Source organism: Pyruvatibacter sp. HU-CL02332 (genome assembly GCF_040362765.1).
Taxonomy (GTDB): Bacteria; Pseudomonadota; Alphaproteobacteria; order CGMCC-115125; family CGMCC-115125; genus Pyruvatibacter.
The window spans coordinates 626,388-644,469 of the sequence record NZ_BAABWK010000001.1 but is presented as its reverse complement, the minus strand read 5'-3'; the positions used below and the strand labels follow the sequence as shown (position 1 = coordinate 644,469).

Sequence of the window (18,082 nt, the reverse complement as noted above, 5' to 3'; positions counted from 1 at the left end):
GCGAAGACTAGGCCGCGCTCAGGGGACCTTCGGTCAGAAGGTCCTTCAGAATGCCAATCCCTCTTTTGCACTCAGCTGTATCTGCTGGCGGGCCAAGGGCCACACGCACATGGCGTTCCGCTGTTGGTGCTGCGATTGCAAAGTCCTCATCTGACGCGATGGCGATGCCGCGCGTGCGTGTGGCTTCCATGAAATCATGTATCCGCCATTCCGGCGGCAGCGCTATCCACAGATGCGCACTGTGCGGATGGCGGGTCGGTAGCCAGTGCGACAATGCTTCGTATGCCGCCGCATTGCGGTTGCGGAGCTCGGCGCGCTGCCGGTCCTGGAGCGTTTGCGCCCCACCACTTTCAACCAGATGACGCGCGGTTTCAGCTGTCATGGGTGGGAGACCCTGACCGAAGGCATGTTGCGCTGTACGGGCTCGGGCTGCGAAACGCGGCGGGCAGATGATGGCCCCGATGCGCAGGCCCGGAGCGACGCATTTTGACAGGCTGGACACAAAAAATCCGGCGTCAGGCAGTAGCGCTGCAAGGGGCTGGGTGGGGTCGGTGAGTTTGCCGTAGATGTCGTCTTCTATGGTGAGCAGGTCATGACGTGCCGCCACGTCGGCAATCGCATGACGGCGCTTGGCATCCATGACGATGCCCGTTGGGTTTTGCAACGTCGGAATGATGAAGACGGCGCGCGGGCGGTGAGCGCGGGCGGCTTCGTCCAATGCGTCAGGCATCATTCCATTTGCGTCCATTGCGACCGGGCGCAGACGGCGGCCCATGAGCTGACACTGGGTAGCGATGACGCGATAGGTAAATGCTTCGGTGACGATGAGGTCGCCGGGTTCAGTGGCGACGGCAATGGCGGTCGCCAGCGCCTGTTGCGCGCCGGCGGTCAAAACCAGGCCGTCGGGGTCAGGGCTGAATTCCGCGTGGCCAAACCAGTGGGCGGCAGCTTCGCGTTGGGCGGCGGTGCCGCCGGGCTCTGCGTAGTCTGCCACATGGGCGCGAAAGTCCGGCTGGCGCATCAGGGTTTCCAGCGCGCCTGCCACGATGGCGTTCTGGCCTGTTGATGCGGGCAGGTTGGCGCGCATGGGGATCAATCCCGTATCCTGCATTGCCATGAACTCTGCGGATCCAACGCCGCGTGTGCGGCGCTTGTTTGCGTCATCTCCACACACAAAAGTGCCGCGCCCAACGCTGCCTTCAACGAGGCCCCGGCGTGCGGCCAGTTCATAGGCGCGACTGATGGTGCCGACAGTGACACCCAGGTCAAAAGCGAGGGGTCGGTGAGCTGGCAGTCGATCGCCGGGGTTTAGCTCGCCGGCGTTCAGGGCAGCTTCAATGGCATCCGCAATTGCGACGTAGCGCGGGCCGGTCTTTGCGACATGGGAGATGGGAAATATTGTCATGGTATCAATATAAGAATTGAATGGGTGCAATTTGGTTATAGATTACCGGCGTACCAGCTGGAAAGCGGTTTGTGACGAGAGGACAGGGCAATGAAGCTCAATCTGTTTCAGGTAGATGCATTTGCGGAGCGACCCTTTGAGGGCAATCCGGCGGCGGTCGTGCCGCTTGATAGCTGGCTCAGCGACGAGCAGATGCTGGCCATTGCTGCTGAAAACAATCTCGCCGAAACAGCGTTCTTTGTGGCGGAAGAGGATGGCTATCGCCTGCGCTGGTTCACACCCACATTGGAAGTGGAACTGTGTGGACATGCAACCCTGGCGACGGCGCATGTGATCCTGACGCGGCTGAAGCCGGAGCTTGACCACGTGGTGTTTCAAACCCGCTCGGGCACACTCACGGTTCGCCGTGGTGACAACGGAAAAGACAATGGCAAACTGGTGATGGATTTCCCCGCGCGGGCATCGAAGCCCATGCCAATACCTCGGGACCTGGGCCCAATGCTCGGTGTCACGCCACGCATTGTATTGTCAGGAGCCAACCTCATAGCGGTGTTTGACAGTGCTGCTGACGTCGCGCGGTTGCGGCCTGCCTTTGAGCCTCTTGGCAAGTATCTTGGGCCGCGCAATCAGGGCCTGATTGCCACGGCGCCAGGCGACGCTGATTCCGGATTTGACTTTGTGTCCCGGTTCTTTGCGCCGTCCCACGGGGTTGAAGAGGATCATGTCACGGGGTCCGCCCATTGTGACACGACACCGTTCTGGGCGAAAAAGCTCAAGAAGAATGAGATGATTGCGCGACAGATATCTTCGCGTGGCGGGACGGTCGGCTGCCGGCTTGATGGTGAGCGGGTGTATCTGGAAGGGGCGTGTGCGGACTATCTGGAAGGCGCTATATCTATCGGCGATGGGTCGTGAGCTGGGAGCTGCTGGGCTTTGCAGCCCTGTTCGGTCTGGTTTTGATGGCTACGCCGGGGCCTGCCAATTTGAGCCTGATGGCGGTTAGTGCGTCTGTCGGGTTTCAACGGGCGCGGCTTTATCTGTTTGGAATCTGGGTCGGGGGATTTCTGGTTACGGCGCTTGTGGGGTTGGGTGTTGGTGCGCTCCTGCAGGCGCAGCCTCTGCTTTACGGCGTGCTGCAGGTTGTTGGTTTCGGGTACATCGCGTGGCTGGCGTGGCGGCTGGCCCATCTTGATGGGTCGCATGGCACCACGCACGCGGAGCCATCGTTCTGGGCAGGTGCTGCACTCCACCCGCTCAATCCCAAGGCCTATGTGATGAATGTGACGGCTTATGCGAGCTTTATCGCACCGGGCATGGCGTATGATGCGCAGGCCGTGTTTCTTGGGATCACGCTCGGGCTGATCATGATCGTATGCACCACGACATGGGCGCTGGGTGGTGAAATGCTCCGGCACTGGCTGACGCAGGCTCGTTACGCCCGTGTGGTGAGACAGGTCCTTGCCGTCGCCATGGTTGCCAGTGTCGCCATTCCGATGCTGCTGGTGTGACGGGGGGCTATTCGACGGCCCCCTTGCCCCATTTGAGTTCAGCGACCGCAATTCCGACCAGAATTAGCGCCAGACCAAGCAGTGCCCAGATGCTCGGGCTCTCGCCCAGCACTACGATGCCGGCGACGAGTGCAACGGGCGGGACGAGATAGTTGGTCATCGACATGAAGGTCGGGCCGGCTTCGTCAATCAGCCGGTAGTAGATGACTGTGGCAAGGCCTGTGGCGAAGATTCCGGTTCCGATGATGCCAAGGAGTGACTGGGCCCCGGGCATCGTGTCCGGCAGGGGTGTGGTGGCGAGCGCCAAGGGCAGGATCACGATGAAGGCGATGCCGCTGGTGTAGGCCGAGCGGCCCCACAGATCCATCGCAGGCATGTTGCGGGCGATGATCGCGTTGGCGGCGAACAAGACGGCCCCGAAGAGCACGGCCGCTTGGGCCAACAGCTCGAGATCGCTGATGCCAACGTCAAAGAGAACCTCCGGGCCGACGATCAACGCGACACCGGCGAGGCCCGTGACGAATCCGGCCAGCCGCCGGGCGGTCATGCGCTCACCAGGCACGAACACATGCGCCAGTGCCAATGTCATGAGGGGCATGGTGGTGATGAAGATGGCAGCGAGGCCCGACTCAATATGCTGCTGGCCCCAGCTGATGACATAGAACGGCGCAACATTGCCGACGATGCCAAGTGCTGCCAGCCACCCCCAGGCGGCGCGGGGCACCTCATGGAGCGTGCCCAGCTTTAGCGCCAGCGGGAAAAGCATCAAAGCTGCAATCAACTGCCGGAACACGACCACCCATTCAGGTGAGATGCCTTTGAGCGCCATGGCTGTGAACGTAAAGGCGGATGCCCAGCACGCTGTGAGGGCGGCGAGAAGAAGCCAGGCTGTTCGGCTCCGCGTGCCGCCGCCCCTGTTGCTGCTCATCGCTTAGGGCCCAATGCGTGCTCCAGCGCCTCCAAAAACCGGTCCATGTCACGGTCAGACGTATAGACATGAGGCGTCACCCGGATGGCTGACCCGCGCACGCTGACGAAGACATTTGCCTCCGCCAGTCTGGTTAGCAGATCGTCGGGCAAGGGTGCTTCGCGGGTGAGGCCGAGATAGTGGCCGGCGCGGCGGCTTTCGGGTTCGGCGGCGAAGCCAAGCGTAGCGGCTTGTGTCGTCATGGCCCGGGTCTTTTCAATCAGCGTTGCGGCGATGTTGCTGACACCCCAGTCGAGGATTTGCTTGAGCGCGGTAGTTGCCATGGGCATGAGGTGAAACTGGGCACGCTCGCCCATGTCATAGCGGCGTGCGCCGGGCTGAAAGCCCGTGGCGTAATCCACCAGCCTTGCAAAATCCTCTGATCTTTCGCGTGCGGTCCACGTCTGCTCCAGAGGGCTGCCTTCATGGTGGCGCGGGGCCACGTAGAGGAACCCCATGGCATACGGTCCTAGAAGCCATTTGTAGCAAGGGGCTGCGATGAAGTCGGGATCGTAGCGGGTCACGTCAAAGGGCAGGGCACCCATGGTCTGGCAGGCATCAATAACCAGCGCTGCGCCCACATCCCTGGTCCGTGCCCGGACGGAATCAAGGTCCACCATGGCCCCGTCGGTCCAGTGGCAATGTGGAATGGTGACGATGGCGGTCTTGCTTGTGATCGCGTCCAGAAGCGGCTGGGTCCATCCGTCCTGGCGCTTGTTGACGGCCACAACCTGGGCACCGGCCTTTTGGGCAGCGTCGCGCCATGCATAGACGTTGGAGGGGAATTGCTCGGCGAGCGTGATGATTTCCTCGCCCTTGCCAAGGGGCAGGTTTTTCGCAGCGCTTGCAATGCCATAGGAGGCGGAGGGCACGATTGCGATGTCGTCGGCCGTGGCCCCAATCATCTGTGCAAAGAGGGTGCGGGCATGTTCTGCGGGCTCAAAGAAATCCGGGGCGGTAACTGTCCATGGTTGTGCCTTGAGTTGCGCACCGCCAATGCCTGCGGCTGTCACCGATTTGAGGTTGGGGGCCATATAGGCGCAGTTGAGGTAGGCGACATCTTCAGGGATGTCGAACAGGTGGCGCTGGGTCGGGATGATCTGCGCATCTGGCGTGCTATCTGGCATGGGCGGCATGAGGCCGCGCGCACGCCGTCAAGTCAACGGCGATTCATGCAAACCAGTATTCAGTTCTGACGTGCCCTAGGCGGGGGCGATCTGTTTGCGGCGCTCGGCTGCTTCTGCAGGCCACAGGTCCTTCATGGTGGCCAGCAGGTCGCTTTGGATGGACGTGTATTTTGGATCGCCCCACAGGTTGACCTTTTGCAAGGGGTCCTCATTCAGGTCATAGAGCTCGCCCTCGCTGCCGTCATAGATCGAGCCGGGCAGGTAGGCGGTTGCCACATAATCCTTGGTCGTAATGGTTCGCAGCGACAAAGAGAGCTTCTGCTTGTCCGGGTCGTCAGAGTTTTGATGCTCGCTGTCCCAGCCGGTCAGGACACTTTCGCGTTTCTGAGCCTGTGCTTCCGCTGCGGTTTGCGGCAGCGGTGTCCCTTCCATCCATTCGGGGACATCCAGGCCTGCGATGCTGCAGAAGGTGGGGGCGAGATCAATATGGGCGACGGGGTCTGCCAGTGCCTGTGGTGAGACGGCAGCGTCCGGTGCCGGGCGCCAGAGGAAGGGCAGTCGCATGAGCGCATCCACGTGGAACGCGCCTTTGAACATCAGGCCGAAGTCGCCCTGCAGTTCGCCATGGTCAGTCGTAAAGAAGATGTCGGTGCGTCCGTCCCAGCCGCGGTCGTTGATGCGGTCGAAGACGCGGCCGCAGGCATCGTCGATCATTTCATTTTCGATATGGTTCATGGCGTTGATTTCGCGCACCTGATCGTCGGTGAGATCAGCAGGGCGAAAGTTTGGCGGGAACTCAAAATTGGTGCGCAGGGATCCGTCCCATGCGCCTTTCCAGTGACGGGGCTTTTGCTCCAGCAGTTTTTCGCGCTCTTCCGCTGTGGCGGCGTACAGCTCGGGCAGATCCAGATCACGCCAGTTGACGCGATTAATTTCAGACGCCGGTGGATCCCATGGATGGTGCGGGTCCGGGAAGCTCATCCAGATGAACCAGTCTTCGTCCGTGTCCAGACCATCGAGGAAGGAGATGACGCGGTCAGCAACCCAGTCTGTGTGGTACAGCTCCTTGGGCATATCGTTGACCCAGCACTGGATGGCGCCGGTGTCGCTGCCGCCAATATGGTTCTGGCGGCCTTCGGGTGTGACCATGGGGTAGAAGCCGCCGATCTTGTCCTTGTGCTCGCCGAGCATCAGCTGGTCGTAGTGGAAGTTGCCGGTCATGAAATGATTGGCGAGTTCCATGCGGTCAAAGCCGCGATGGGGACCGGTCTCGCCTTTTTTTGCCATGTCGTTTTCGTAGAAGCCCGGCGGTGACAGCCATGGCTCGAAATGGGCTTTGCCGATGAGGGCGGTCTTGTACCCAGCGTTACCAAGTTCCTGGGCCACTGACGGGGCGTCCTCCGGCAGGGGCACGCCATTGGTCCATACGCCGTGGGTTGCCGGGTATTGCCCGGTGATAATGCTGGCGCGGGCGGGCATGCAGGTGACGCACTGGTTGTGCGCGCGGGAATAGTTGATGCCGTTTGCCGCCAGTGCATCAATGCGCGGCGTGCGGGCGACTGTGCCGCCGGTACAGCCCAATGCGTCATAGCGCATCTGGTCGGTGGTGATCAGCAGGATGTTGCGGCCCATTGTCAGTCTCCCAAGGGGCGCAACTTATGATCGGCGCGCCCGTTACTCATCGGCATACAATGCCGTGCGGGTTGCGCCTGATCAATGTGGTTCATTAGCTAAACTGTGAAGGTCTGTCCGGTCAGTTCTTTGGATGCATCCCACAGTCGGCGGGCGACCCGCTTGTCGTGGGAGCGGCGGTTGGATTTGACCTTCACCGGGTGCCCTCGCATTTCCATGATGCCATTGGGGCCCCAGTAGGAGCCCGACTCGGCGTCCGGGTCTGTTGCGGCGCGCAAGGTCGGCAAGGCACCGGCCTTTTGGCTTTGAGCAAAAAGTGCGTTGGCGATCGTACCGGCGGTCATGGTGCGCTGGAGGTTGGTGGACGAGTAGCCGGGGTGCGCGGCGGTCGCGCGGGTGGTGTGGCCGGCTTCTTTCAGATTGCGGTCAAGCTCGTAAGTGAAAAGGAGGTTTGCCAGCTTGCTTTGGCCGTAGGCAGGCCACTGCTGGTATCCCTTTTCCCAATGAAGATCGTCGAAATTGATTTTGCCCGCCCTGTGCGCCTGGCTGGCGACTGAGACAACGCGACCTTCAGGTGCTGCGTTGACGAGGTCGATGAGCTGGGCAGTAAGCGCGAAGTGGCCTAGATGGTTGCAACCGATCTGCAGCTCGAAACCGTCCTCGGTCTTGCCGTAGGGCGGCACCATGACGCCGGCATTGTTGATGAGGATATCCAGCTTTCCGTGCTTCTTGCGGTAATCAGCGGCAAAGGCAGCAATGGATTTGAGGCTGGCGAGATCAAGGGAGCCGGTTTCTACTGTTGCACCCTTGTTGGCCTTCTTGATTTTGGCCTGCGCCTCCTTGGCCTTGTCCGCATTGCGGCAGGCGAGGGTCACATGCGCGCCTTTGGCTGCCAGAACATTTGCTGCTTCAAAGCCGATGCCGCTGTTGGAGCCGGTGACGATGATGTGTTTGCCCGATTGATCGGGGACGTCTTTTGCTTTCCAGCCCATGGGATATTCCTTTGCCGTTGGATGCTCTGTTATCGCACAAATATGACCTTTGGTCATTAATTCAAGCCCCGCCTGCATGGCAGTGCCGCGAAACAGTCATTTGACCTTTGGGGCCCGCTCCCCTATCTACGGCGCGGGCCACGCTTCCCCAACGAAGCGCGACCCTCTGCGAGGAGGGAGACAAACCATGGCAGACGTTACGACTCCGGGCATCCGTCCGGCTAATCCTAATTTTTCATCCGGGCCCTGCGCTAAGCGACCGGGATGGTCCCTATCCAAACTTGAAGACGCGTGTCTTGGCCGTTCGCATCGCTCCAAACCGGGCAAGGCGAAGCTGGCACAGGCAATTGACCTGACGCGTTCAGTTCTGGGTATTCCTGACGATTACAAGATCGGCATCGTGCCGGCATCCGATACGGGTGCCGTTGAAATGGCCATGTGGTCTTTGCTGGGCGAACGCCCGGTGGACATGATGGCATGGGAAAGCTTCGGCTCTGGCTGGGTGACCGATGTCATCAAGCAGCTGAAGCTGGACAATGCCCGCAAGATCGAAGCTGACTATGGCCAGCTTCCTGATCTCAGCACGGTCAATCCTGCACACGATGTTGTCTTTACCTGGAATGGTACGACGTCTGGTGTGCGTGTTCCCAATGCGGACTGGATTTCGGCAGACCGTGAAGGCCTGACGATCTGTGACGCCACGTCGGCTGCGTTTGCGCAGGATCTCGACTGGGCGAAGCTCGATGTCACGACCTATTCCTGGCAGAAGGTGCTGGGCGGTGAAGCGGCGCACGGCATGATCATTCTCAGCCCGCGTGCGGTTGCACGCCTTGAGAGCTACACGCCACCCTGGCCGATGCCGAAGATTTTTCGTCTTACCAAGGGCGGCAAGCTCATTGATGGCATCTTCAAGGGTGAAACGATCAACACGCCGTCCATGCTGTGTGTCGAGGACTATATCGACGCGCTGGAATGGTCACAGTCCATTGGTGGCCTCAAAGGTCTGATGGCCCGTGCTGACTCCAATCTCGAAGCGCTGACCAAATGGGTAGATGACACCCCTTGGGTCGACTTCCTGTGTGCTGATGTTGCCAACCGCTCAAACACCTCCGTGTGTCTGACGATTGTTGATCCGGCGCTCAATGAAGAGCAGCAGGCGGCCGCCTCCAAGAAGCTCGCAAGTCTGCTGGACGCTGAAGGTGTTGCGTATGACATCGGTGCCTACCGCGATGCCCCTGCGGGCCTTCGCATCTGGGCCGGTGCCACCATCGAGCAGTCTGACATGCAGGCGCTGCTGCCTTGGCTTGACTGGGCCTATGCGGAAGCAACCAAAGCGGACGCGGCTTAGCAGCCCATTGAATTAGGTGCGTGGCGGACTTTTGTCCGCCACGTGCACTTCACCCCATTTCCCAAAATTCACCTTTCAGGAGCGACCCATGCCCAAGGTGCTGATTTCCGACAAACTGTCTCCCGCTGCCGTGGAGATTTTCAAGAACCGTGGTCTCGATGTGGACTTCAAGCCAGGCCTCCCCAAAGAGGAACTGCTTGAAATCATCGGCCAGTATGATGGCCTTGCCATCCGCTCTGCCACCAAGGTAACCGCTGACGTGCTGGAGAAGGCAGACAACCTCAAGGTTGTGGGCCGCGCCGGCATCGGCGTCGACAATGTGGACATCCCCCAGGCCACGTCTAAGGGCGTGATCGTGATGAACACGCCGTTTGGCAACTCCATCACGACTGCTGAGCACGCCATTTCCATGATGATGGCTCTGGCCCGTGACATTCCGCAGGCCAATGCATCCACCCATGCAGGCAAGTGGGAAAAGTCCAAGTTCATGGGCGTTGAGCTTACGGCCAAGACACTTGGCGTCATCGGCTGCGGCAATATCGGCTCCATCGTCTGTGATCGTGCTCTGGGCCTGAAGATGAAAGTCATCGGCTTTGACCCGTTCCTGACAGCGGAACGTGCGGCCGACATGGGCATTGAAAAGGTTGAGCTGGACGAACTGCTGAAGCGCGCTGACGTCATCACCCTTCACACGCCGATGACCGACTCAACGCGCGGCATCATCAACGCGGATGCCTTCGCCAAGATGAAAGACGGCGTGCGCATCGTGAACTGTGCCCGTGGCGGCCTGATTGTTGAAGCCGATCTCAAGGTGGCAATCGAATCCGGCAAGGTGGCTGGTGCTGCCCTTGACGTGTTTGAAGAAGAGCCTGCCAAGGAGAACGCGCTGTTCGGCATGGACAAGGTTGTGGCGACGCCGCATCTGGGGGCGTCTACGTCTGAAGCACAGGAAAATGTGGCGCTTCAGGTGGCTGAACAGATGGCTGACTATCTGCTGGATGGGGCGATCACCAATGCGATCAACGTGCCGTCCGTCTCTGCGGAAGACGCGCAGAAGCTGGGTCCGTGGATCACCCTGTCTGAGCAGCTTGGTCTGTTTGCCGGTCAACTGACCGAAACCGGCCTTGAAGAAATCACCATCGAGTTCGTGGGTGATGCGGCTGATCTCAACACCAAGCCGCTGGTCAACGCAATGCTGATGGGGCTGATGAAGCCGATGCTGACAGACGTCAACATGGTGTCAGCGCCTGCCATCGTCAAAGAGCGCGGCATTGCGGTGAACGAAACCAAGAAGAGCCAGCATGGTGCCTATGAAGGCTACATTATGCTCTCCGTGAAGACGGAACGTCAGACGCGCAGCGTGGGCGGTACGGTCTTTGGTGACGGCACACCGCGGATCATTCAGGTGAAGGGCATCGGCATGGAAGCGGCCCTGACCCCTGACATGCTCTATGTGACCAATGACGACAAGCCGGGCTTCATCGGTGGTTTGGGCACGGTTCTGGGTGATGCGGGCATCAACATTGCGTCGTTCAACCTTGGCCGTGTGTCTGAGGGCAGTGACGCCATTGCCCTGATCGATGTGGACCAGGAAGTGGGCGCGGATGTGCTCGACAAGGTCATGGCGCTGCCGAATGTGAAGCAGGCCAAGGCGCTGAAGTTCTAGGCTTCAGGCCCTTTCTACAGGCCAAGAATCAGGGGTGGATGCTGCGGCGTCCGCCCCTTTTTGCTGGCGGGTTGCAGCTGTGATGCTGTCGCATTGGAGTTTGTCTCCGATATGGCTATAGTCCCGCCGCTTTCTGCAAATTCAAAGGATTCCTTGAGATGGCAAATGTAGCGGTCGTCGGCTCCCAGTGGGGTGACGAAGGCAAGGGCAAGATTGTGGACTGGCTGTCAGAACGCGCCGACGTGGTCGTGCGCTTTCAGGGCGGGCACAATGCCGGCCATACGCTGGTGATTGACGGCAAGGTCTTCAAGCTGTCGCTGCTGCCCTCAGGCATTGTGCGGCCCAACAAGCTGTCGATCCTCGGCAACGGCGTGGTGCTGGACCCCTGGGCGTTTGCCAAGGAAGTGGACCAGATTGCCGGCCAGGGCGTGGCCGTGACGCCGGACAATCTGATGATTGCCGAAAACGCGACGCTTATTCTCTCCGTCCATCAGGAACTTGATGTGATGCGGGAGAGTTCCAACTCCGGCACCAAGATCGGCACCACCAAGCGGGGCATCGGCCCGGCTTACGAGGATAAAGTCGCACGCCGGGGCCTGCGGGTGATCGACCTTGCGGACTTCTCTACCCTTGAAGCCAAGGTGGATAATCTGCTGGTGCATCACAATGCGCTGCGCCGGGGTAACAATCTGGATGAGCTCAAGGCCGCGCCGATTGTGGACGCGCTCAAGGAGATCGCGCCGCGCATTCTGCCTTTCGCCAAGCCTGTGTGGCTGGTGCTGGACGAAGCCAAGAAGGCGGGCAAGCGCATTTTGTTTGAAGGTGCGCAGGGCACGCTCTTGGACATTGACCACGGCACTTATCCGTTTGTGACGTCGTCCAACACCATTGCCGGTCAGGCGGCGGGCGGTGCGGGCGTTGGCCCCAGCGCCATTGGCTATGTGCTGGGCATCACCAAGGCCTACACAACCCGCGTAGGCGAAGGCCCGTTCCCGACCGAGCAGGACAATGACGTTGGCCAGAAGCTGGGCGAGCGCGGTCATGAGTTTGGCACGGTGACAGGCCGCAAGCGTCGCTGCGGCTGGTTTGATGCGGTGCTGGTGCGCCAGGCGATCAAGACCGGCGGCATTGAAGGCATCGCGCTCACAAAGCTCGATGTGCTGGATGGCTTTGACGAGCTCAAGGTGTGCACCGGCTACACCCTGGACGGCAAGAAGCTGGATCACCTGCCAGCAGACGCGCCAAGTCAGGCGCGCGTTGAGTGCGAATATGTGACGCTGGACGGCTGGTCCGAAAGCACAGAAGGCGCCCGCAGCTGGGCAGACCTTCCGGCGCAGGCCATCAAATATGTGCGGCTCATCGAAGAGCTGATCGAAGCGCCAGTGGCACTGCTGTCAACAAGCCCTGAGCGCGAAGATACGATCCTGGTGACTGATCCGTTTGCGGATTAGTTTTATGATGCTCGTCTGATTTTGGGTGCTTGCTTGCTGCTCGCGTTGGCGACATGCTGGCACTCCCATGTGCCCTCCGGTCAAGCCGGAGGGTGAGCGGGTCTTAGCTGCGGGTGCTAACCCACAACCGCTGTCCCTCTGGCTTGACCAGAGGGTCTATCTGAGTTCGCCACCTGCTCATTGATTAGCAATCTCCTCATAGAGATCGCGCCAATGGGGGTTCATTTGGTCAATAGCTTCGATCTTCCAGCGCCGGAGCCAGGATTTGAGGCGCCGCTCGCGCTGCTTGGCGGCTTCTCTGGTATCGAAAGCCTCGTAGTAGACCAGCTTTGTGAGACCATGCTTCTGCGTGAAGCCGGGCACAGCTGCGGTGCGGTGCTCCCAGACACGTCGGGCAAGATCGTCAGTGTAGCCGACATAGAGCGTGCCTTGTGGCTTGTTGGTCATGATGTAGACGCAGAAGGTCATGCAGGATTGCAGACTCCTATGGGCCCTCTGGTCAAGCCAGAGGGATAGCGATAGTGGAGAGGCACCGCTCCCTCACCGCTTTCCCTTCGGCTTGACCGAAGGGTCTATCTGACTTGAAGGCTACTCCGCCGCTACCAATGGCCCGGACGTGACGCCAATCGCCCGCAGGCGCTCCTGCCTGATCTCTTCGATCACCGGCGCCAGGACTTCTTCGTGGAACTTGTCGCAGCCGATGCAGAGGTTGCGGTATTGGTTGCCCTTGGGGTCCTTGGTCCTCGACTTTTCATAGAACGTGTCCACGTCCCAGCCGTGGGCGAGCCCCATGCGCTCCGGGTGGCCCATGTTTATGGCTTCAAAGGCCGGGTGGCCGACGAGGCTGTCGAGGATGTCGGTCAGTTTTTCTTCCGTCACATTGCCGATGGGGGCCTTGGTCTTGAGGCAGCAGGGGAAGACGTCTCCCTGCGGATCAATGGACACTTCCGAGCCTGAATAGCGGTGGTTGAGGAAGCCCAAGCCGCCGGACCAGGCGTTGCAGAAATTGTCCTTGATGGTGGCGCGGGAAAGGCCGTTGTCCCAGGCGCGGCCGCGCGGCCAGATCTTGCCGATCCACTCATCTTCCGTGGCGCCGAAGAAGAGATAGGTCGGGCCGTCATTCTTCTGCCATTCGCCGAAGCCCCGCCGTGTGGAATGCTCCGCGTAGCCCGTTTTGGCAAACATCTCGTGCAGCTTTTTGATCAGCGGTTTGCGCTTGTCGCCTTCCATGCCGACGTGGAAATCATCCATGCCAGAAATGGCGATCATGCGGATGCCGCGTTCGCGCAGTTCTTCCAGAATTTTTTCGGTTACAAGGTCGCCGGTGGTCTGGATCGAGATGTCGACGCCGCCCTTGTTGCGGTACTTGGCGTTGAGCGCTTCCAGCACCGGATACAGCACCCGTTCGCGCACAGGGTCCACCAGCACTTCGCCGCCGGCCATGATGATGCGGCCGCGCTTTTCCGCGTAGCCCGCTGGGCTGTCGTCGGGGGATGCCAGATCGAGATAGGTCATCCGCTCGGGCAGATTGGCGATGATCTTGGGAAACGCCTCCTCCGACTCACGCACAACCTCTTCCAGCGCATCGCGCACATAGGGGCGAAAGCGCGTCTCATAGCAGTGCGTGCATTTGCGGTGGCAGGCCCAGTTGAGGACCCAGTAGACGGATTCCATGGGGATTTCCCGTGATTGACCCAAGCGTTGTCGAAGAATGTGGCGGGATGCCGCGGCGGGTCAAATAACAGGTGAGTGAGGGCTTTAACCAAGGCGCAAACGGAGTCACACTCACACCAGTTCCAAGGGGTGTCCCTACTGTTTGTAGGGGCTGAGATGGTCGCGGTGAGACCGAACCCTTTGAACCTGATCCGGGTCATGCCGGCGAAGGGACTGGGACGTGGCGTATTTCCAGGACATGACGGCCCTCTTTGGGCGTCGCGCTGCGTATCGGCCCTTCGACGATTTGATCCGTCGGGATGTGAGGAGGCTGCGCAATGCTGTTCTGGCGTATCTGGGCGATTGGGCTGGGCTCATCGCTGATGATTGGCGAGACGATCCGCTCCTGGGGACAGGACCGGCACCCGCTGTTTGTGCTCGACGACTTCTTCATCGGTGTTCCGCTGGTGGTGACGGCCTTGTTGCTGTCGCAGCAGACTGTCGCGCGGCGCTGTGCGTTTTCGGCGGCCTGGGCGGCGACGGCGGGCATGTTGTACGGGTCGTTCTTTGGCAAGCTGATTGACGACACCAATGCGGCTGCAGCTACCACCAACATCGAAATTGGTTTTTTGACCGCGCTCATTGGCGCGGCTTTTGTGTCATCGCTTATCGGGCTTGTCGGCAGTGTGACCGCCAGGTATCCGCACAGCGCGTAGAGGACTTTTGGACCCATGAACATTCACTCCACTCCCAATGCTCCGACAACGGATGATGTGACGACAGGGCCGCTGCCGGCCTCCACCAAGGTTTATGTGTCGCCGGACGCGCACCCTGACGTGCGTGTGCCGCTGCGCGAGATTGAGCTTGAACCGTCTGCCATGGAGCCGCCGGTGCGGGTCTATGACACGTCGGGCATTTATTCAGATCCGTCGGCAACCATCGACATTGAAGCCGGTCTGCCGCGCACGCGCACGGCATGGTCTTTGGCACTGGGCGGTGTTGCGGACTATGAAGGCCGCGATGTGCAGCCGGAAGACAATGGCAATGTGTCCGAAGGCGCGCTGGCGCGGGCGTTTCCGGTTGTGAACCGGCCGCTGGCGGGGGATGGCTCGAAGCCTTTGACGCAGTATCAGTGCGCCAAGGCGGGCATCATCACCAAGGAAATGGAATATGTGGCGCTGCGCGAAAACATCGGACGCAAGAAGGCGCTTGAGGATGCAGCACAGGACGTAGCGCTGGGCGAAAGCTTTGGGGCGGATATCCCCGAGTTCATCACGGCTGAGTTTGTGCGCGAAGAGATCGCCAAGGGCCGGGCGATCATTCCTGCCAATATCAACCACCCGGAACTTGAGCCGATGATCATCGGCCGCAGCTTCGCGGTGAAGATCAACGCCAATATCGGCAACTCGGCGGTGACGTCATCTGTCGCGGAAGAAGTCGACAAGATGGTGTGGTCGATCCGTTGGGGCGCTGACACGGTGATGGACCTGTCCACGGGCCGCAACATTCACAACACCCGCGACTGGATCATTCGCAACTCCCCGGTGCCCATCGGCACGGTGCCGATCTATCAGGCGCTGGAGAAGGTCAACGGTGTGGCGGAGGACCTGACGTGGGAAGTGTTCCGCGACACGCTCATTGAGCAGGCGGAGCAGGGGGTGGATTACTTCACCATCCATGCGGGCGTGCGGCTGCAGTACATTCACCTCACCGCCAAGCGGGTGACGGGCATCGTGTCACGCGGTGGGTCGATCATGGCCAAGTGGTGCCTGCATCACCACAAGGAGAGTTTCCTCTACACGCACTTTGACGACATTTGCGACATCATGGCTAAGTACGACGTGTCGTTCTCGCTGGGCGACGGGCTGCGTCCCGGCTCCATTGCGGATGCCAATGACGAAGCGCAGTTCGCAGAGCTTGAGACGCTGGGCGAGCTGACGCAGGTGGCCTGGGCCAAGGGCTGTCAGGTGATGATCGAAGGGCCGGGCCATGTGCCCATGCACAAGATCAAGGTCAACATGGACAAGCAGCTCAAGGAATGCGGTGAAGCACCGTTCTACACGCTTGGGCCGCTCACCACCGACATCGCGCCGGGCTATGACCACATTACGTCGGGCATCGGGGCTGCGATGATCGGCTGGTTTGGCTGCGCGATGCTTTGCTATGTGACGCCGAAGGAGCATCTGGGTCTGCCGGACCGCGACGACGTGAAGGAAGGCGTGATCACCTACAAGATCGCTGCCCACGCCGCCGACCTTGCCAAGGGACATCCGGGGGCACAGCTGCGTGACGACGCCCTGTCACGGGCGCGCTTTGAGTTCCGCTGGCTTGACCAGTTCAACCTGGCGCTGGACCCGGAGCGGGCGCGCGACTTCCACGATCAGACACTTCCAAAAGAGGCCCACAAGGTGGCGCATTTCTGCTCCATGTGCGGCCCCAAATTCTGCTCCATGAAAATCAGCCAGGACGTGCGCGACTACGCAGCCGAAAAGGAAGCGTCTGAAGGCATGGAACAGATGGCTGAAACCTTCCGGAATACCGGCGGTGAGATTTATCAGGATGCGGAGAAACTGGAGGCCGTGAAGGAGTCCAATGAGGCTCTGAAGGGGTAGGGAAACCGCGGGAATGTTTAAACTTACTAAGGATGAATTTAACGAAGGCCTTAAGGCCCTAAAGTTCCACGGTGTTTCGGGCTTCCTGCCACCACAGCCAGAGTGGGTTGCGGTCCTGGACTCGTCAGAGTTATCGGATCAGGTTTGCGGAATCGATCTTCAAAGCTACTCGCCATACGAACCGTTGGCTTCGTACGCGCCAAAGAACGACATGCTTGTTCGCCCTATCGACTTTTTGCACATCCAAGATGTAGTTATTCTAACGTGCTTGTGTAGGCTGTTGCGTGACTCGATTGAAGCTGCGCGACTACCGAAGTCCAAGAAAAAGTCTTTCTCGTACCGCGTCGGAAAAAAGACAGTTGGACTGTATGAGACGCGTGGGGCGTACGAAAAGTATCGCGCTCATACAAGTTCAAAGCTGCAATCTGCACGTTGTCAGTTCGTTGCTACGATTGATATCGCGGACTTTTTTTCAAATGTTTACCAGCACCGTCTTGAGAATAGTCTTCAGTCAGCGGCTGAAGGCGAAAGGGAACGTAAAGCTGTTGGAGTTCTGTGCAGACTGTTGGGTAAGCTTGCAGGGGGGAAGAGCTATGGAATCCCTACTGGCCCGTTTGCGTGTCGGATTTTGGCGGAAGCATTGCTTATTGATGTAGATGCTGCCCTTCAGGAGAAAGGGATCGATTTTGTTCGTTGGATGGACGATCTAACTGTTTTCGCAAAATCGGAACAAGAGGCAGTCGAAATAATTCAATTTGTCAGCAAATGGCTTCGTGAACAGCACGGACTAATTGTGAACCAGAGTAAGACAGATATATACGCCAAGGACGATTTCGTTGCTGATGTCTGGAAAACGTACGATGAGGAGCATGAGCACTTCCGCGACCTTGTTTTGAGAATGAAAGCAGGTTCTCCGTATGAAGATGAAAATGAAGATGTCGAAGGTGAGCCGCAGGAAGGCGAAGGTCTGAATTCTGCCGAGGTAGTGGATGTGTTCGACATCGCGTTGAAAATAGACAAAGTACCAAAGTATGGGTTGATTAAGCACATACTTGAGCGTGTCATCTTTCGTGAGGGATTTGAAGACGAGGCGAGGAAGAAAATTGTCTCCGCCGCAATCGCGAATGTCGATTCTATACTGCCCGTCCTAGATGCTCTGTGTAAGGCATTGTCCAACGACCAGAACGCAAGTGATAGAGACGTGGTGAAGTTTGTGCGCCCGCTTCTCAAGCGTTACCAGAAACCAAAATACTTCGTTCCAGGTTACGTTGCATTTTGGCCAATCTGGTTGGTAGGTGAGCGTCGTTTGAACCAGCTAAAACCACTGGTTAAACAGATTGCCGTTTCAGCGGATGATCTGGTTGTTAAGCGAGAGTGTTTGATTGCACTATCTAAAATCGGCAGTCGCCCTGATCTGCTTGACATCAAAGATACTTATGACGCCCAGGCCAGTAGTGTCCGGCCAGCCCTAGTGTTGGCTACACAAGTCCTGGGTCAGGATGAACGCAAGTATTGGAAATCATCGCGGTCAATTTCAGACCACTATGAAAAAGCCGTCTTCTCGTATGACTTTGCCGACGAATCTGGATAATCCGCAGAATGATTTATGCCTTGCGTAAAACCGCAAATCACCTCAGCCTCGTACGTGGTTCTAACGTATTGAAAGGAGGTGATCCAATGTCGAGTGTCACGCAGCGGGGCTTTGGGTCCTTGTCGGTAGC

Annotated in this window: 15 protein-coding genes and 1 riboswitch; of the genes, 8 read left to right on the top strand and 7 right to left on the bottom strand. The window is 59.1% G+C overall.

Features of this window, described 5'->3' with window-relative positions; all coding sequences use genetic code 11:
* Nucleotides 1–7: 7 nt before the first annotated feature.
* A complete protein-coding gene (locus ABXH05_RS03125; protein ID WP_353559737.1) occupies nt 8–1,405 on the bottom strand; it encodes an aminotransferase-like domain-containing protein in 1,398 nt (465 codons plus the stop codon).
* A 90-nt stretch (nt 1,406–1,495) separates the two neighbouring features.
* Between ABXH05_RS03125 and ABXH05_RS03120 the strand changes: the two genes are divergently transcribed.
* On the top strand, nt 1,496–2,320 hold the full coding sequence (locus ABXH05_RS03120) for a PhzF family phenazine biosynthesis protein (protein ID WP_353559736.1): 825 nt from the start codon (nt 1,496–1,498) through the stop codon (nt 2,318–2,320).
* Nucleotides 2,317–2,913: a LysE family translocator gene (locus tag ABXH05_RS03115; RefSeq protein ID WP_353559735.1), complete on the top strand. Its 597-nt coding sequence runs from the start codon at nt 2,317–2,319 to the stop codon at nt 2,911–2,913. The genes ABXH05_RS03120 and ABXH05_RS03115 overlap by 4 nt, the downstream gene beginning before the upstream one ends.
* Nucleotides 2,914–2,920: 7 nt before the next feature.
* On the opposite strand, the gene ABXH05_RS03110 is transcribed toward ABXH05_RS03115, so the two are convergent.
* From ABXH05_RS03110 to ABXH05_RS03095, 4 genes are all read right to left on the bottom strand, one after another.
* Nucleotides 2,921–3,841 carry a DMT family transporter gene (locus tag ABXH05_RS03110; protein ID WP_353559734.1) on the bottom strand — a complete coding sequence of 307 codons (921 nt, stop codon included), beginning with the start codon at nt 3,839–3,841 and terminating at the stop codon, nt 2,921–2,923.
* Nucleotides 3,838–5,007: an aminotransferase class V-fold PLP-dependent enzyme gene (locus tag ABXH05_RS03105; protein ID WP_353559733.1), complete on the bottom strand. Its 1,170-nt coding sequence runs from the start codon at nt 5,005–5,007 to the stop codon at nt 3,838–3,840. The genes ABXH05_RS03110 and ABXH05_RS03105 overlap by 4 nt, the downstream gene beginning before the upstream one ends.
* 75 nt (nt 5,008–5,082) lie before the next feature.
* Complete coding sequence (locus tag ABXH05_RS03100; RefSeq protein ID WP_353559732.1) at nt 5,083–6,639, bottom strand: sulfatase family protein; 1,557 nt, start codon at nt 6,637–6,639, stop codon at nt 5,083–5,085.
* 98 nt (nt 6,640–6,737) lie between these two features.
* Nucleotides 6,738–7,631, bottom strand: a complete 894-nt coding sequence (locus ABXH05_RS03095) for an oxidoreductase (RefSeq protein ID WP_353559731.1) — start codon at nt 7,629–7,631, stop codon at nt 6,738–6,740.
* A 187-nt stretch (nt 7,632–7,818) separates the two neighbouring features.
* Here ABXH05_RS03095 and ABXH05_RS03090 point away from each other — a divergent pair, with 187 nt between their 5' ends.
* From ABXH05_RS03090 to ABXH05_RS03080, 3 genes are all read left to right on the top strand, one after another.
* Nucleotides 7,819–8,979, top strand: coding sequence for a phosphoserine transaminase (locus tag ABXH05_RS03090; protein ID WP_348138046.1), 1,161 nt, complete (start codon nt 7,819–7,821; stop codon nt 8,977–8,979).
* Between the two features lie 88 nt (nt 8,980–9,067).
* Complete coding sequence (gene serA, locus ABXH05_RS03085; RefSeq protein WP_353559730.1) at nt 9,068–10,645, top strand: phosphoglycerate dehydrogenase; 1,578 nt, start codon at nt 9,068–9,070, stop codon at nt 10,643–10,645.
* 158 nt (nt 10,646–10,803) lie between these two features.
* The gene (locus tag ABXH05_RS03080; protein ID WP_348138050.1) at nt 10,804–12,096 is read left to right on the top strand and encodes an adenylosuccinate synthase; all 1,293 of its coding nucleotides are present in this window, start codon (nt 10,804–10,806) and stop codon (nt 12,094–12,096) included.
* A gap of 177 nt (nt 12,097–12,273) precedes the next feature.
* On the opposite strand, the gene ABXH05_RS03075 is transcribed toward ABXH05_RS03080, so the two are convergent.
* Both ABXH05_RS03075 and ABXH05_RS03070 read right to left on the bottom strand, forming a co-directional pair.
* The gene (locus ABXH05_RS03075; protein WP_353559729.1) at nt 12,274–12,564 is read right to left on the bottom strand and encodes a GIY-YIG nuclease family protein; all 291 of its coding nucleotides are present in this window, start codon (nt 12,562–12,564) and stop codon (nt 12,274–12,276) included.
* A gap of 120 nt (nt 12,565–12,684) precedes the next feature.
* Nucleotides 12,685–13,770 (bottom strand): radical SAM/SPASM domain-containing protein, encoded by a 1,086-nt coding sequence (locus ABXH05_RS03070; protein WP_353559728.1) that lies wholly within the window; start codon nt 13,768–13,770, stop codon nt 12,685–12,687.
* 115 nt (nt 13,771–13,885) lie between these two features.
* Nucleotides 13,886–14,001: riboswitch (TPP riboswitch) on the top strand.
* 86 nt (nt 14,002–14,087) lie between these two features.
* Between ABXH05_RS03070 and ABXH05_RS03065 the strand changes: the two genes are divergently transcribed.
* From ABXH05_RS03065 to ABXH05_RS03055, 3 genes are read left to right on the top strand one after another with little or no spacing between them, the layout of a single operon-like run.
* Nucleotides 14,088–14,465 (top strand): hypothetical protein, encoded by a 378-nt coding sequence (locus ABXH05_RS03065; RefSeq protein WP_353559727.1) that lies wholly within the window; start codon nt 14,088–14,090, stop codon nt 14,463–14,465.
* 15 nt (nt 14,466–14,480) lie between these two features.
* Complete coding sequence (gene thiC / locus ABXH05_RS03060) at nt 14,481–16,361, top strand: phosphomethylpyrimidine synthase ThiC (protein ID WP_353559726.1); 1,881 nt, start codon at nt 14,481–14,483, stop codon at nt 16,359–16,361.
* 13 nt (nt 16,362–16,374) lie between these two features.
* Nucleotides 16,375–17,952, top strand: coding sequence for an RNA-directed DNA polymerase (locus ABXH05_RS03055; RefSeq protein WP_353559725.1), 1,578 nt, complete (start codon nt 16,375–16,377; stop codon nt 17,950–17,952).
* Nucleotides 17,953–18,082 lie beyond the last annotated feature (130 nt).